Origin of the sequence: Delftia sp. HK171 (assembly GCF_001886655.1) — a bacterium.
Lineage (GTDB): Bacteria > Pseudomonadota > Gammaproteobacteria > Burkholderiales > Burkholderiaceae_C > Comamonas > Comamonas acidovorans.
Map to the genome: position 1 here is coordinate 5,547,231 of NZ_CP018101.1, position 16,616 is coordinate 5,563,846.

Genomic DNA, 16,616 nt, shown 5'->3' on the forward strand with positions numbered 1-16,616 from the left:
GCTCGCATGCTCCGTTCCATCTGCCTGGGCCTGCTGACGCCAGGGCTCACCCATGCCTTTGCCCAGGCCAACTGGCCCGAAATCCCGCTGCCCGAACACGCCAGGAGCTACCACATCGGCCAGCAGATGGACCTGGACGGCCTGCCCATGCGGCTGACCGGCTTCGCCACCCGCAGCACACCCAGGCAGACCGGCGACTGGTTTGTGCGCACCCTGGGCCAGCCCCTGATGGACGACCAGCGCGATGGCCAGCGCATTCTGGGCCGCGCCCAGGGCGAGCACTACCTCACCATCCGACTGGAACCCGCCCCCGGCGGCGGCACGCGCGGCCTCATGGCAGTCACCCACCTGCGCGCAGCCTTGCGCGGCCAGGCACGCAGCCAGGATGAAAGAGCCCGCTGGCAGCGCCTGCTGCCTGCGGGCACCGAGATCGCCAGCCTGCTGAACACCCAGGACGGTGGCTGGCTGTCCACCCATCTCGTTGCGACAAACCGGCATGGCGAGGCGCTCAATGCGCAGCGCCTCACGGCGGCGTTGCAGGAGCAGGGCTATGCGCTGGAACGCCGCTTCGACGCCGCAACAGACACCAAGGGACACGCGTTCGGCTCTGAGACCGGCGCCATCACGGTGCTGATGCGCGGCCCGGGCAAAGAGGCGACGGCCGTCATTTCCCGCAATGCGCTGGGCCTCACCAGCATCGTTCTCGTCACCAGCGTGGCGGTGGAGACCACGCCATGAAGCTTGCCCATCGCCTGCGCGGCCAGTCCTCGGTGGAGTACGCCGTGGTCTGCGCGGCCCTGGCCTTCGCGCTGGGCGTCGGCATGGTGGACAGCAACAGCGTGCTGCACCAGTTGCTGCTCGCCCTGCAGGCTGCCTACCAGAAGTTCAGCTTCGCCCTCTCCCTGCCCATTTGACCCGTCAGCCATGAACTCCGCACTCGCCCGAATCACCGCCCTGCGTCCCAACAAAACCTGGGTCGCTCTTGCCATGGCCCTGGCCATCGGCCTGGGCGCAGCCGTCATTGCACGCAGTTACCTGCATCGCCAGATGGAGGCCATAGAAGCGCGCGGAAAAAGCAAAACCCGGCCGCTGATCGTTGCCAAGCGCAATCTCAGCAAAGGCGATCCCATCTCCAAGGAGACCATTGCCGTGCGCAACGTTCCCCATGACTACGCGCACTCGCTAGCCATCGGCCCCGAGGATTTTTCCCGCATTGCAGGCCGCGCGCTGGAGCATGGCATGCAGCACGGCGACATCCTGCTGTGGAACCTGCTCGAAGGCGACAAGGTGCCGACCTTCTCGGCCCGCATCGAGGTAGGGAGGCGAGCCATCACCGTGCACGTGGACGAGATCAACTCCATCTCGGGCCTGCTGGAGCCGGGGGATGCCATCGACCTGATGCTCACCCTGGATCAGAAAGGCCGCAAGACCACCTTTCCACTGCTGCAGAACGTCCAGGTCATGGCCACCGGCCAGCGGTCCGTGGATGACCCCAGAAGCGGTGAGCGGCGCCAGTACTCCACGGTCACGCTGGACACCTCCAAGGCGCAGGCCCGGAGCGTGATCATCGCGCGCGAGGCGGGAAAGATCACCGCCTTGCTGCGCAATCCCAAGGACTCGGAGGTTGTCGAAGAAGACAGCGCTGCCATGGCCGCCCTGCTGGGCCTGGCAGGCGACGTGCAGTCCCTGATTCAGACAGCGGGCGCAGCGCAATCGCCGGGCCGAGCCGTTCCCGTGCTCTATGGCGGACGCCGCATGGACTTCAAGCCCGAAGACCTGCTGCTGCGCCAGGACAAGGCCCACGATGCCGGCGAAGGCCCGCCCGAGGCAGCCGCAGCCCCCACGCCTGTTCAACCGGCTCCGCAAGCCGCACTGCAACCAGGCCAGGCTCCTCTTTTCCCTGCGTCCTTCCCGATCCAGCCAAGCGCGTTGCCTCGCTGAAGGCGTCTCACCCGCTCCTGCCTTTTTCATCGCTCCATGCGCCTGATCCCAATGTCCATCCGTTCAGCCCCCACTGCATCCCTGTCCGCCTGCTCCAGTCCAACGCCCTTTCTGCATGCCTTGCGCTGCGGCTTCGTGCTGGCACTGGGCTGGAGCCTGGCCGGCCCGGCAACAGCCCAGATACCAGAGGATGCAACAGGCTCTGCGCAATCCCTCGGCATGCCGGGTGGATTCGCGCCCATGCTGCAGGGCGTGCCCAGCCGCGAGGCAGCGGCAGGCCAGCCGTACCGCCCCATACAGAAACCGGACGACCAGGCTCAGGTGCCGGAAATCGAGATGTTCGTGGGCGAATCGCGCGTCTTCCCCAGCCCCGGCGTGGCGCGCATTGCCGTGGGCAATGGCCGGGTGTTGACGGCCGCCGCGCTGGACGAGCGCGAGGTCATCATCTTCGCCAACGAGGTTGGCACCTCCTCGCTGTTCGTGTGGAACGCCGACGGCCGATATCAGCGCGTCAAGATCCATGTGGTGCGCGGCGACACAAGCCGCCATGCGCGCGAGATCGCAGCCTTTCTCAGCACCATCCCCAACGCGCTGGCCTCCATCATTGGTGACAAGGTGGTGGTCGAAGGTGACCATCTCAGCGATGTCGATCTCAAGAAGATCGAAGACCTCAGAAAGCACTACCCGCAGATCATCAACTTCACCAACCAGATCGGCTGGGAGCAGATGGTGCTCATGGACGTGAAGGTGGTCGAATTCCCGGTCAATGAGCTGCGCGAATTCGGCTTGCGCTGGACCGCCCAGGGCGGGGCCAGCGTGGGAGGCATCTGGGCGCCGGCGCGGCGCGGCCATCAGCCCGGTCTGGTCATCGGCGTCCAGAACCCACCGATCACCCCGGAAAGCGGTGACAAAGGCCCGCTGCCCCGAGGCCTGAACGTCCTCACCGCCGTCAACATGGGCCTGACAGCCAGGCTGGACCTGCTGGCCCGTGACGGAAAGGCCAGCATTCTTGCCCAGCCCCAGCTGTCGGCGCGCAATGGCTCCAAGGCCGAGTTCCTGGCCGGTGGCGAATATCCGTACTCCGTGGCCACGATCTACGGCCCCGTGGTCATGTTCAAGCCCTACGGCGTCAAGCTGCGCATCACGCCGCGCGTTGACCGCAACGGCGTCATCAGGGCCGAGATCGACAGCGAGGTCAGCAACATCGACCCATCGTTCTCCACGCCCTCGGGGCCCGGGTTGAGCACTCGGCGCACCTTCACCGAATTCAACGTCCAGGACGGCGAGACCATGGTGCTGGCCGGCTTGCTGTCACGCAAGGGTGGCGACAACGTCGACAAGGTTCCCTTCCTGGGAGACCTGCCCGTGCTGGGTGCCCTGTTCCGGTCCCAGCGATTCCAGAACGAAGAGACCGAATTGGTGGTCTTCGTCACGCCCACGGTGATCAACAGCCGCTCGCCGGGCCTGCTGCAGCGCGTGGAAGACGCCGGTGCGCGCCTGGGCCAGCGCTACGGTCCCCAGCCCTACCTGACCGAACCCGGCCCTGCGCCCGAGCATCCTCCCCGGCTGGCGCCCCTGCCTGTGGCCAGCGCAAGCGCCAGCATCGCGGCGCCTGTGCAGGAACTCCCCGTGCCAGTGCGGCCCCTGCCCGCACCGGCCACCGCGACCCTGCCCGAACACTGGCCCGCCCTGCCGCACACCGGCAACCCGCTGGCCTCCGCGGCAGCAGCGGACCAGCCGCTGGTCAACCACTGGCGCGTGGTGCATGACGGGCTGGCCTTGCATGCCGAACCTCGGGCGCAAAGCGACACCCTGCTGCAACTGGGCCAAGGCAGTTTCGTGCGTGCCGCACCCGGTTCATCTGCCGCCCACAACCCGCACTCCGGCTGGCGCGCGGTGGCGGTCGCAGCCCTGACGGGCTGGGTGCGCGATGAAAGCCTGCAGCCCGTCGCGCACGTTCCCGGCATGCAGCCCGCACCCGACGGACCCCATGCGCGCCAGGCGCGGCAAGGCCGGGCTCTCACGCCCCATGAATCCGGCGCCACCACGCGCCACTCCGCACCAGGCATCTACCGCGTGGGCCTTGATGGGCTGGCCCTTCGCGTTTCCCCCGACATCAACGCCCCCGTCCTCCAGAACCTGCCCGTGGGCAGCCTTGTGCAAGTGCTGCCCCAGGCCCCGCAGGCCCAGTTCTCGGCCGTGCGCATTGATGACCGGCTGGGCTGGGCCGAGACCCAGTGGCTTTCACCCCTGACCTCCGCAACCGGCAGCCCCCAATGATCGACCTTGAAATCATCCACCCCGACGGCCGGCGCCAGCCGCTGAGCGTGCCCGATATGTGCTCCATCGGCAAAGGCTCCCAGTGCGAAGTCCGCCTGGACAACTGGCGCCTTGCCAAGGAGCATGCACGCCTTTTCACCAGCCCCTCGGGCGTGCTGATCGACGACGCAGGCAGCTTCGGGGGCGTGCTGGTCAACGGTCAGCGCATCACCGCCCAATACGGCCCGCTGCAAAACGGCGACCTCATCGGCATTGGCCCGTTCCAGTTGCGCATCCTGAACAGCGGTGAAGAGCCGCAAGCCGCGCCTTTTCCTGTACCGGCCGCAGCGCATGCCGCCACCACAGCGCCCATGCAGAGCACACAGGACACGCCGCTGGCAGCGCCTGCCGACGCGCCCAAGCCTGCGGCAGCCGAGCCCGGGGACGCCCACTTGCAGGCGCTGCAATTCGAATGGCGCAAGCGCCTGCACACCAAGCTCATCGACACCATGGACCTGCGCCGCCATGACGTCTCCAGCATGTCCGACGAACACCTGCGCGCCGAGGCGGACCGGCTCATCGCCAGAACGCTGCAGGACATGGACGACGAGATACCGGCCCAGCTGGACCGCAACGCGCTGCGCAGGCAGGTTCTGGACGAGGCCGTGGGACTGGGGCCGCTGGAGGAATTGCTGGCCGACGAAACGGTCAGCGAAATCATGGTCAACCGCTTCGACGAAATCTATGTCGAGCGCGCGGGGCGCCTGCAAAAGCATGCCCTGAGCTTCACCAGCGATCGCGCCGTCATGGGCGTGATCGAGCGCATCGTGGCACCGCTGGGCCGGCGCATCGACGAATCCTCGCCCATGGTCGATGCACGGCTCAAGGACGGCTCGCGCGTCAACGCCATCATCGCGCCGCTGGCACTCAAGGGCTCCACGCTGACCATCCGCAAGTTCGCCAGGCGCAAGCTCAACGCCGCCGACCTTGTGCAGTTCGGCGCGCTCAGCCCGGCAATGGCCGACTTCCTGCGCATCTGCGTGGAGGCCCGCAAGAACATCATCGTCTCGGGCGGCACGGGGTCTGGCAAGACCACGCTGCTCAACATCCTGTCCAACTTCATCCCGTCCGGCGAACGCGTGATCACCGTCGAGGACGCCGCCGAACTCAAGCTGGCCCACGAGCATTTGATCAGCCTGGAGTCGCGCCCCGCGAATGTGGAAGGCAAGGGCGGCGTGCCCATCCGAGAACTGGTGCGCAACACCCTGCGCATGCGCCCGGACCGCATCGTGGTCGGCGAATGCCGCGGCGCCGAGGCGCTGGACATGCTCCAGGCCATGAACACGGGCCATGAGGGATCTCTGACCACGCTGCACGCCAACACCCCGCGCGACGGGCTCGCCCGGCTGGAGACCATGGTGCTGATGGCCGGCATGGAACTGCCCTTGGCGGCCATACGCGAGCAGATCGCCAGCGCCGTGGACATCATCGTGCAGCAGACCCGCTTTGCCTGCGGCACACGCCTGGTCACCCACATCTGCGAAGTCAGCGGCATGGAAAGCGGAAAGATCCAGCTGCAGGAGCTGTTCCGCTTTGCCAACAAAGGCTACGCCGCCCAGGCCAACGGCCTGGCCAAGGTGCAGGGCCTGTTCACCGGCTGCGACGTCGTTCCCCACTTCTACGACGAACTGCGCGCCAGCGGCCATGCGCTGGACCTGGATATCTTCCGTCCGGGCTCCGAGAGCGCGGACCTGCATGCCGGAGAGCGGCCATGAGCGGGCTCTCGCCAGACACCGTCCTGGCCCTGATCACGGCCGTGGTCGCCCTCTGCGTCGGTCTACTGACATGGCTGGCCTTGGACCTGGGAGGCTCCACGCTCAAGCGCTACCGGGCCGGCTTCACGGAGCGCGCCGGCTTTCAGGCAGCGGAATTCTTTCTCTTCATCGACCCGCGCAAACTCTTCCTGGCCAACCTGGCAGTCATGTCGCTGGGCGGCGTCCTGGTGTGGCTGGTCAGCGGCAGCCATCTGCTGGCTGTGCCCGCCTTCTTCGCGCTGGGGCTGCTGCCCAGGCTGCTGTACCGGCACATGCGCAAGCGCCGGCTGCGCAAGTTTGAAGAGCAGTTGCCCGATGCGCTGATGATGCTCAGCGGCGGCCTGCGCGCCGGCATTGGCCTGAGCAGCGCCATCGCCCAGCTTGTGGCCGAGTCCCGCCCGCCGCTGAGCCAGGAGTTCTCGCTGATGCTGCGCGAGCAGCGCCTGGGCGTATCCCTGGAACAGGCACTCAATCACCTGAGCCTGCGCGTGCCCACCCAGAGCACCGTGCTCATCACCTCGGCCATGCGCATCGCCAGCGAAACCGGAGGCGGCCTGGCCGAGACCATGGAACGCACGGCCTCCACCGTGCGCAGCCGGCTGCAAATGGAAGCCAAGATCGGCTCCCTCACCGCCCAGGGAAAACTGCAGGCCTGGGTCGTTGGCGCCCTGCCCCTCGTCCTCATGCTCATCCTCGACCGGATGGAGCCGCAAGCCATGTCCATGCTCTGGCACTCCCGCGTGGGCTGGGGGGCGCTGGCCGTGATCGCCTGCTTCGAGACCATGGGCATCTATGTCATCCGAAAGATCGTCGCCATCGACGTCTGAAGGCCGTGCCATGGACTCCAACACCGTGATACTCGCCCTGATCGCTGTGGCAGCCGGACTCAGTGCTGCCCTGGTGGCCTGGCTCCTGGGCCACTCGATGAGCAGCGTTCCCGCCGAGGACCGCAGCTACAAGGATCCGCCGCCACTGGCCCTGCGCATGGTCTGGTGGCCCATCCAGTGGATCAGCCACCACCTGTCGCCCCGGCTCGGAACGGGCAGAACCGCGCAAGCCGTGCAACTGCGGTTGCGACAGGCGGGACTGGACTACGCGCTCAGTCCTGCGCAGTTCATCGCCAGCCGCATCGTTGGCGCCGGGATGGCCGCGCTGGCGGCCTGGTGGCTGGTCTCCAGCTTCGACGGCCTGCCCCGGGGCGCCGATGGCGGCGCGCGCCACATCGCCCTGTCCATCTATCTGCAGGCCATGGCCGCAGGTGCACTGCTGGGCTGGGCCTACCCCGCCATCTGGCTCAGGGATCGCATCGCCGTGCGCCGGCGCGAACTGCTGCGCATGCTGCCCTTCTTCCTGGACATCATCACGCTGTGCGTGGAAGCCGGCCTGAACATGCAGGGCGCCATGACCCAGGCCGTGGCCAAAGGTCCCCAGGGACTGGTGCGCGACGAATTCCAGCGCGTGCTGCGCGATATACGCGCCGGCAAGGCGCGTGCCGAAGCACTGCGCGGCATGGCCGAGCGCCTGAACGAACCGAGCGTCGCCAACTTCACCTCCGCCGTGATCCAGGCAGAGAGCATGGGCATGAACCTCGGCCCCGTGCTGCGGGCACAGGCCGATCAGCGCCGCTCCGAACGCTTCATGCGCGCGGAAAAACTCGCGATGGAAGCGCCCGTGAAGATGCTCTTTCCGCTGATCGCCTTCATCTTTCCCTGCACCTTCATCGTCTTGCTGTTCCCCATAGCGATGAAGCTGCTGAACTCGGGACTGTGATGCAGATGCCGCCCTCCCCCTTCCTGGTGCGCCAGGCCTGCGGCTTCTGGCAGCGCCTTGCCGGCCTCATGGGCCAGGCCCAACCCGCCGCCCGCTGCGCATTGCTCATCGCGCGCTGCACCAGCGTGCACACCTGCTTCATGCGGCAGGCCATCGACATCGTCTACCTCGACCGGCAGGGCCGCATCACCGGCCTGCGCCCTGGCGTTGTCCCCTGGCGCTTCAGCCGGGGCGGACGCGGCAGCGCCCATGTGCTGGAGATGCGTGCAGGTGCCATCGCCTGCCAGGGCCTGGTGCCGGGCATGCAGTTGCAGCCCTGGCCCATCGAAGGTGCCGGGGCTGCGCTGAACGTCTGCGCCTTCACCCCTGACGGGTCCAACTCCTAATGCAACGCCGCGGAGGTGCCCACACAACGCATTGCCCAGAACACACCAAAGTGAATTGCCAGCCGGCCCTGCCGGCCTTCCTCCACTACGCATTGAAAAACCTACGGACATGCACCATCCATCCATCACCTCTCCCACAGACCACGGTGCCACGCACATGCGGCTGACACACCCTTCATCCTGGCTACTGGCCTGCGCCGCTGGCCTGGCCCTGACCGCCTGCGGTGGCGGCTCCGGCAACGAAGGCGGCGCGGGAGACCCAGGCCCCGGAGGCACCGCCAGTTCCGGCGTCTTCATCGCCCCCTCAGGCCCGCTGTGCACCAAACTCAGCAGCACGGGCAACTGTCTGCAACCCACCTCATCGGCCATTGAGGAGTCTGACCTGATCAAACTCATCACCGATCCCGATGCACAAACGTCGTTGATCGATTTCAGCGGCGTGGGTGTGATCCACAACACCACACTCACCTATAGCCAGCAGCCGGGCCAGGCCATCGAAAGCAGTTTCATCTACAGCTCCTACGGCATGGCAAGGCGCGACTTCCAGGTAGGGCGCAACACCTTCATCGTGCAGGGCAGGCAGTACCCGCAGGTCACGCACTACCCGGAGGCGGGCCAGAGCCACTACAAGAACATCAGCGGCGATGCAGGCGTCATCTTCCTCGTAGGACCACCGGACCAGCACGAGGAAGGCATCTGGGGCACCACCTTCTCGGAAGGCCAGAACCTCAGCATGGTCGGCCGCATGCCCAACATGCGCAGCGAAAACACCAACTGGATTTCCGCCATCAGACTGCTCACCGACCAGAGCCAGGCGCCGAGCGAGTCGACCGTGACCTATATCGGCAGTGTCAGCACGCTGGCCGGCACGGCACAACGGCTGGACCCGTACACCACCGACATACTGGACACCGGCGTCAACTACGAGGCGGAATTCAATACGGCCACGGGCAAGCTCACTGGCGTAAAGATCGACTACACAGACCCCAAAAGCCAGAGGCGCACAGTGATGGAAGTGCCAGAGCTGACGTTTGTGAACTCGCAGTTGATCCCTGACTCGCGCAGCCAACGCATCAACGTCGTGCTGGAAGGCCCTGCGAGCGACGTCCGCGCAGATGCTCCACGGCCCGACACACCCCTCACCCGGCAGGACTACACCCTCGATGGCCTCGAAGGCGAAATCACCGGCAAGCAGGCCGAGATCATCCACATCCTCGGCGCCGGCCCCCAGGGCACCATGCAATTGATGCTGATGCGCAAGGACAAGGCCGGACCGGACGTGCCCATCCACATCCCCCTGCCACACCCAAACAGGCCCTGAAGCATGGCCAGCGGGTGGATACAAGCCCGTCCGCCGGCCGCAAACCTGCAGGCATCCTCATGCGCCAGAGCACCTCATTCCGCAGGCCGCGCCAGCGCGGCAGCGCCATGGTCGAGTTCACCGTGGTCGGCCCCATCATCACCCTGCTGGGGCTGGCCCTGCTGCAGTACGGCCTGGTTTTCTTCAACAAGAACCAGATCAATCACGCCAGCTTCATGGCCGCCCGCGCGGGCACCATGGCCCATGCGCGCATGGACGATATCCGTGACGCCTATCTGCGCGCCATGGTTCCGCTGTATGGCGGTGGCAGCAACAGTGACGAACTGGCGGATGCCAAGACAAAGGCCAAGGCCGACCTTGAAGGCCACCTGCGCATAGACCTCATCAACCCCACGCGCGAGAGCTTCGAGGACTGGAGCGAGCCCCACCTGAAAGAGAAATATGGCGTGCCCGCCATCCCCAACGCCGGCCTGGCGCACCGAGACAAAAAAGACATTGGCAGCAAGTCGGGCCAGAGCGTGCAGGACGCCAACCTGCTCAAGATCCGCGTCACCCACGGCTACGAACTCAAGATCCCGCTGGTGCGCGGCATCTACCAGCACTACCTGCGCTGGCTGGACGACGGCAGCGACCCCTTCCACACCGAACTCATACGGCACGGACGGCTGCCCATCGTCGCGCAAGCCACCTTGCACATGCAAAGCGACGCCATGCAAAGCGATGCCACGGTATCCATTCCCGACAAAGGCAACAAGGGCAATCCGCAGGACCCAGGCCAGCCCGATACATCGGAACCCGGTGAACCGCCCGATTGCGAAACCGTGGGCTGCACCACGGTCGGGCCGCCGGGGCCGGGCGATGAGGGTGAAGAAGACGGTGACGGTGGCGGTGACGGTGACGGTGGCGGAGATGGAGATGGAGGCAATGAAGGCGATGGCGATGGAAACGACAAGGACTGCAAAGGGGCCGAATGCCCCAGTTGCGAGGGGAAAGCATGATGCTCACTAGGACGTACCTCATTCAGTTGCTGCACAGCGCCCTGCTGTGCCTCGCTGCACTGCTGGCCCAGGCCATGCCCACCCTGGCGACTGCCGCCCCCAATCTGGGCGGCGGCTCCAGCAAATGCGACCCCACCGTGCAAAGCTGCGCCCCCGGCACGGGCGGCGGCATCGACCTCGGCGGTGGCGGTGGCGGCTCGGGCGGCGGCACCTGCACCCCCACGCCCGGCGGCAGCCCCTGCGGCGGCGCAGGCCCCGCCACCCAGGGCAACTCCAGCAGCACCCACCAGGGCGCAGGCAACCCCATCCACCTCATCAACGGCAACAAATACCAGCGTGAAGTGGACATGCCCGCCTTGCCCGGCCTGCTCGGCCTGGAAGTCGTGCGCCACTACAACAGCAGCTACAGCCGGGCCTACGTGCCCCCGGGCCTGCTCGGCCGCGGCTGGCTGCTCAGCTACGAGGCCCGCCTTTACGACCACCCCACCAACCTGCAGGTCGTGCAGGCCGACGGCACCCGCATCATCTTCAGCAAGCTGCGCGAGCACCCCAGCCTGTGCGCCAGCGAGCAGCCGGGCAACGGCATCGTGCGCATCGAAGGCCAGGGTGCCAAGGCCGCCGAAGCCGGCCCCGACAGGCACTACACCTGGCAGTGGATGGACGGGCGCGAGCTGCGCTTCAACCACCGGGGGCGCCTGACCCGCATCAGCCTACCCTCGGGCGAACAGGTCCGCCTGGACTACAACGCCAAGGGCAACCGCCTGCTCAAGGTCACCGATCCGCAGGGCCGCAGCCTGCGCCTGCACTACGCCCAATCTTCGGGCGAGGGCAGCTTCACCGGCGTGCAGGCCATCGACACTCCGCTGGGCCGCATCGACTACCGCCACGGCAGCGCACCGTTGCCCGGCAGCACCCAGCCCCAGGCCAAGCTGAACGCCAGCCTCGTGCAGGTCAGCCTCACATCGGCCGATGGCCAAGCCCCGGTCCAGCGCCACTACCACTATGAGGACCCGCGCCACCCCACCTTGCTCACCGGCATCAGCGTCCAGGGCCAGGGCAGCGACGGCAAGCCCATGGACGAGCGCATCGCCAGCTACGCCTACGGCGACACCGGCCGCGCCATCTTGAGCGTGCGCGGCCCGCCGGACAGCCAGCAGGAAAAAGTCACCCTGGACCTCAGCCAGCCCTGGAAGAACACCCTCACCAACAGCCTTGGGCAAACAACCACCTACCACTACGACACCATCGGCGGGCAATGGCGATTGCTTGAAGTACGCGGCCCGGGCTGCGCCAGCTGCGGCCCCGGCGACATGCGCTACCGGTACGACGCGCAAGGGCGCCTGACCGAAGCCACGCAGCTCGATCCCGCAGGCCGCCCGCTGGAAGGCACGCGCACGGACCTGGACCCCTTCGGCCGCCCGCTGGCCGTGTACCGCATCGCCTACACACAAGGCCAAGCCCGGGCCCCGCAGCTGCAGGTGCGCTACGGCTACGGCAAGGACCCCTGGAAGCAATACGCGCCCGAACTCATCGCCCGGCCCAGCGTCGTGCCCGGGCGCGAACACCAGATCCTCATCCGCTACAACAGCAGCCGCCAGCCGCTGCAGATCACCGAGGCGGGCTTCAGTCCGCTGAACGCCCAGGGCCAGCCCGCAGGCAATGCGGACGGCGCCACGCCCATCGAACGCAGCACGCGCTACCGCTACACCGAGATCAACGGCCGCAGCGTGCTGGTGGACATCGACGGGCCGCTGCCCACCTCGCTGGCAGGCTATGACGACGGCAGCCCGGCGCAGAACGATCTCACGCGGCTGCGCTGGGACCGCAGCGGCAGCCACGTCACGCGCGTGCTGCAGCCCGATGGCACCGCCGTGGCGCTGGAGCATGACCAGGCCGGGCGCATCATCCAGATGCACAGCCGGGATCCCTCGGCCAAGGAGGATGAAACGGGCTGGCGCACCGAACTGCGCCACGACGCCCAGGCCCGACTGGTGGCCATGCGCAGCCTGGCCCCCGACGCCAGCGTGCTGCAAGAGCAAAGCTGGCGCTACGACGCGCTGGGCCACCTCACGGAAACCGGCACCGGCGGCTGGCCCGGCAACGGGGACAAGACGAGCAATGCCGCCTATGCGGCCCAGAGCCGCCAGCACCATGACGCCCTGGGCCGCCTGCTGTGGAGCGCCGATGTCCGAGGCAGCTTCACACAGCACCGCTACGACACGGAAAGCCGCCTGCTGCAGTCCGGTCGCTACGGTGGTCGCGCCGATGACGGCAGCCGCCTCATGGCCCAGGTGCAGACCTACCAGCCCGGCGCGCCAGAGCAGCCGCCATCCGCCGCAGACGAGGCCGGCACTGAACCTGCACCGCAGGCACGCCAGTTCTACGACGACTTCGGCCGCAGCGTCGCCACCCTCAGCCCCGACAGCGGCCTGAGCATTCGCGGCTACGACGCCACCGACCGGTTGGTCTCGGGCCGCGACGCCCTGGGCCAGCAGGCGCGCTACGAATACGACCTGCGCGGCCGCATCCTGCGCCAGACCATCACGCAACTGCCGCAAGATGGCGCGCGGCCACGCACCACCACCACCCGCTGGCGCTACCAGGGCCCCAGGCTGGTGGCGCTGGAGCATCCCGAGCAAAGCGAGGCCTACGAATACAACGACAGGGGCCTGCGCGTGCGCAAGCGCATCACCCGCCATGAAGAAAGCGGTGCAAACGGTGAAAGCGGGGAGAGCAGCCAGCACCACACCCTCCACTACGAATACGACAGCCACGGCAGACTCTCCGCCGCCAGCCTTCCCGACGGCAGCTGGCTGCACTACCTGCGCGACGGCCATGGCCAGATCACCGGCCTGCAGCGGCAGCGCGTGCGCACTCCCTGGCTGCGCTGGCTCAGCCCGGCGCAAACCATTGCCACCGGATTCGAGCGCGATCTGGTGGCACTGCGCAGCTGGCAGGCAGGCAACGGCATCGAGGCCCGCTATCAGCGCAGCCGCGAAGGCCTGCTGGCGCGCATCGTCTACCGCCAGACCGGCAAGAACAACACACGCACTGCCTCTGGCACATCCCATGACTGGATGCTGGGCGCCCGGCCTACCGACATTGCAGAGCAACTGCTAGGCCTGACCCCGGCCCATGCGGCCGAGCCCATGCAAGCCAAGGCACAGGCCACTGCAGCAACTGCCGCGCAAACGACAGCCGAACCGGCGCCCGACCAGCCCGGAGCCCTGGGCCAGCCCACCGACCCCCAAGCCCTGCTGGACATGCGCTACCTGTGGGACAGCCAAGGCAACCTGCTGCTGCGCCAGGACCACTACAGCCAAGCCCCGCAGACTTTGCACCAGGACAGCCATGCCTACGACATGCACGACCGCCTGATCGTCCAGGTCCAGCGCACGGGCCAGGAACTGCGTTCCAGCCGCTACCACTATGACGAGGCCGGCAGGCGCACCCTGGACCAGCAGAACGTGGCCTCCGGCGATCTGCAGGCGGGCACGCGGGCCATCGCCTACCTGCCAGGCAGCCACCGCTGGAGTGCCGAGCGTGCAGCGGACCAGAAAGACACAACCACCCAGCGCACCCAGTACAACGCCAACGGCCAGCCCCTGCAGGCAGGCCCGCGCAGCTACCGCTGGGACGCATTGGGGCGGCTGGAACAGGTCAACGAACAGGGCGCCCCGCTGGCCCGCTACCGCTACAACCACCGGGGCGAGCGCATTGCAAAACACACCGGCAAGGCCCAAGGAGGCAGCCGGGCGTACCTCTACGAATCTGGCCAACTCGGCGCCGAACTCGATGCCCAGGGCCGCATCACGCGCCAGTACATCCACCTGGGCCAGTGGCCCCTGGCCGTCATCGACACGCCCCAAGGCCGCAAGCCTGCGGATGGCGCCGGCACGCTGGGGCGCATCGTGCAGGACCTGGGCACCATCGCGGGCCGTTGGCTGGGCGGCGGCGGCGAACGCCTGGCCTGGCTGCACACCAACCACCTGGGTGCCGTGGAAGCGGCCACCGACACGCAGGGCCAGTTGATCTGGCGTGCACGCTACACGGCGTTTGGCCGGCAGCAGGTGATGTCCCAACCTTCAGCCCCGGGCTTTGAAATGCCGCTGCGCCTGCCGGGCCAGTACCACGATGCCGAAACCGGGCTGCACTACAACCTGCACCGCTACTACGACCCGGACCGGGGCCAATACCTCACACCCGATCCGTTGGGCATGCCGGATGGACCCAATCCTTACAGCTATGTGCGGGGTAATCCGCTGAGGTATGTGGATCCGGAAGGGCTGATTCTTTTTGCGTTTGATGGGACAGGTAATTCCAATCCTCCGCCAGGAAAAGACACTTGGTCCAACGTTTACAAATTCTATTTAGCTTATGACCAAGAAAAGAACGGAAGAAGATGGTATATGAATGGCATTGGCCGCTATGACGACGAAAGCAAAATTACAGCACCATGGAATGACCACATGGTAGCCAGTACCGCACGTGCGCGCGTAGACCATATGCTGAAAAATCTGGACAAATTCATGGAGGAACATACGTTTGCAGACGGCAAAAAGGTCAGCATCGATATCGTGGGTTTCAGCCGTGGTGCAGCCATGGGCCGGGACTTTGCGAACCGGGTTGCCACCCGTATCAAAGAACAGCAGTGGAAAGAGAAATCCGAATGCATGGAGCTACGGTTTCTAGGCCTATGGGATACGGTGGCACAGTTCGGTGCAACCGGACGCCTCAATGATCAATGGCAACTGGCCATTCCTCCGGAAGTGCAGCATGTTTTTCAAGCAGTCGCACTCAATGAACATCGCCAATTATTCCCGGGGGAATCTATAGATCGGGGTACTCAACTTGGATTCATAGGCAGCCATGCAGACATTGGTGGCAGCTTTGGCACCGGGGATTTATCGAATGTGGCGTTGAACTGGATCGCTGAGAAGGCGAAGGAAAGTGGTCTGACAATGAAAGGCTGGGAGGCCGCTGGCGACAAAAAATGGGGCGCCATAACCGAACCAGTTCTGCACGACAAAAGCTTAACTCAATCTGGCGGCATTCCAGAAGATAGTCTATTTTGCCTGAAGAAGAACAACGAAAAAACAGGCGAATGTACGCACCGCCGTGTTGCCAAAATAGAGGGAATGACGCATGCTGAAAGCCAAAGATTCATCAAATACAGAGACAGACCTGGGTTTGACAGGGATGGCTCATCAACAATCACCGGCGATATAGATATGAAGGATTATGCGAAATGGTTGAAAGAAAATTACGGACTGACCGTCGCACTGCAATAAGCTGTTTTTTTGCAGCAACAATATTTCCAGCAATCGGTTGCGCCAGTCGTAGGGATGGTATTGGTCTATCACTGGAATTTTACAATAAAGGTCTTCGCCCGCTAACAACCAGAAGGTTTGATTTTGATGGAAAGAGAGGGCCAATACCTGGCTATTTAGGCCCAAGTAATACCGAAGGAGCAATGATGAGCTTCATGCCAGGAGATACTAAAGGCGGAATACCGCAATCGGTAGAAGTAGAGTGGTTTCTACATAGCAAAGAATTCTCCGATTGGTCAAACAATACTCCAAGCGAAATAAAATACTCCAGCGCAAGTGATGAAATTTACAAGAAACTACAGGCCACAAATGCCCACCATATACAACGTGTAGACCTGACATCTATATTGAATCCAGAGCTTATTGAAAAAATCCAAGCAGACCGCCTGAACACCCAATTGAAGATGATTATCATATTTCGAGATGACAAGGTGGGAATTACTGCGGAACCTTATAAATGGCGATGAATTGATACGCTTGCAACAATCCCGCATATGACGAGGAAGGCCGGCGCATCCTAGACCAGCAGGATCTGACGCCTAGCGATCTGCAGGCGGGCACACGTGCCATTGCCTACCTTAGAGCGTGTCACCCAAGTCCAACCAGATCACATAAATACCCAGTTATTGATGAGGGTAATTTTCAAGGAAGATAAGGCCAAGATAATCGCAAAGCCTTATAGGTGGCGATGCCGCAGCAGAAATAATCAACCGAATATAAAACTATCACAAGAAAATTTGATGCAACTCAACAAAAAACATCATGAAAATAAAAAACTGCATGACATAGAATGTGCA

General features: G+C 64.8%; 12 protein-coding genes. All 12 read left to right on the plus strand.

Going from position 1 to position 16,616, the window contains the following annotated elements:
• Positions 1-6 precede the first annotated feature (6 nt).
• Positions 7-738, plus strand: a complete 732-nt coding sequence (locus BO996_RS24825) for a hypothetical protein (RefSeq protein WP_232240419.1) — start codon at positions 7-9, stop codon at positions 736-738.
• A complete protein-coding gene (locus tag BO996_RS24830) occupies positions 735-914 on the plus strand; it encodes a hypothetical protein (protein ID WP_016447814.1) in 180 nt (59 codons plus the stop codon). Before BO996_RS24825 ends, BO996_RS24830 begins: the two co-directional genes overlap by 4 nt.
• Before the next feature lie 10 nt (positions 915-924).
• Positions 925-1,941, plus strand: a complete 1,017-nt coding sequence (gene cpaB, locus BO996_RS24835) for a Flp pilus assembly protein CpaB (protein ID WP_071956646.1) — start codon at positions 925-927, stop codon at positions 1,939-1,941.
• 36 nt (positions 1,942-1,977) lie between these two features.
• Positions 1,978-4,221 carry a pilus assembly protein N-terminal domain-containing protein gene (locus BO996_RS24840; RefSeq protein WP_071956647.1) on the plus strand — a complete coding sequence of 748 codons (2,244 nt, stop codon included), beginning with the start codon at positions 1,978-1,980 and terminating at the stop codon, positions 4,219-4,221.
• Entirely contained in the window at positions 4,218-5,975 is a 1,758-nt protein-coding gene (locus BO996_RS24845) for an ATPase, T2SS/T4P/T4SS family (protein WP_071956648.1), read from the plus strand. Before BO996_RS24840 ends, BO996_RS24845 begins: the two co-directional genes overlap by 4 nt.
• A complete protein-coding gene (locus BO996_RS24850; protein WP_071956649.1) occupies positions 5,972-6,841 on the plus strand; it encodes a type II secretion system F family protein in 870 nt (289 codons plus the stop codon). Before BO996_RS24845 ends, BO996_RS24850 begins: the two co-directional genes overlap by 4 nt.
• Positions 6,842-6,851: 10 nt before the next feature.
• Positions 6,852-7,784, plus strand: a complete 933-nt coding sequence (locus BO996_RS24855; protein WP_071956650.1) for a type II secretion system F family protein — start codon at positions 6,852-6,854, stop codon at positions 7,782-7,784.
• The gene (locus tag BO996_RS24860; RefSeq protein ID WP_071956651.1) at positions 7,784-8,170 is read left to right on the plus strand and encodes a DUF192 domain-containing protein; all 387 of its coding nucleotides are present in this window, start codon (positions 7,784-7,786) and stop codon (positions 8,168-8,170) included. The genes BO996_RS24855 and BO996_RS24860 overlap by 1 nt, the downstream gene beginning before the upstream one ends.
• A 157-nt stretch (positions 8,171-8,327) precedes the next feature.
• Entirely contained in the window at positions 8,328-9,491 is a 1,164-nt protein-coding gene (locus tag BO996_RS24865) for a hypothetical protein (RefSeq protein WP_071957209.1), read from the plus strand.
• A 59-nt stretch (positions 9,492-9,550) separates the two neighbouring features.
• Positions 9,551-10,489, plus strand: coding sequence for a TadE/TadG family type IV pilus assembly protein (locus tag BO996_RS24870; RefSeq protein ID WP_071956652.1), 939 nt, complete (start codon positions 9,551-9,553; stop codon positions 10,487-10,489).
• On the plus strand, positions 10,489-15,780 hold the full coding sequence (locus BO996_RS28850) for a phospholipase effector Tle1 domain-containing protein (protein WP_083571231.1): 5,292 nt from the start codon (positions 10,489-10,491) through the stop codon (positions 15,778-15,780). The genes BO996_RS24870 and BO996_RS28850 overlap by 1 nt, the downstream gene beginning before the upstream one ends.
• On the plus strand, positions 15,738-16,286 hold the full coding sequence (locus tag BO996_RS29890; protein ID WP_232240421.1) for a hypothetical protein: 549 nt from the start codon (positions 15,738-15,740) through the stop codon (positions 16,284-16,286). The genes BO996_RS28850 and BO996_RS29890 overlap by 43 nt, the downstream gene beginning before the upstream one ends.
• Positions 16,287-16,616: the final 330 nt, after the last annotated feature.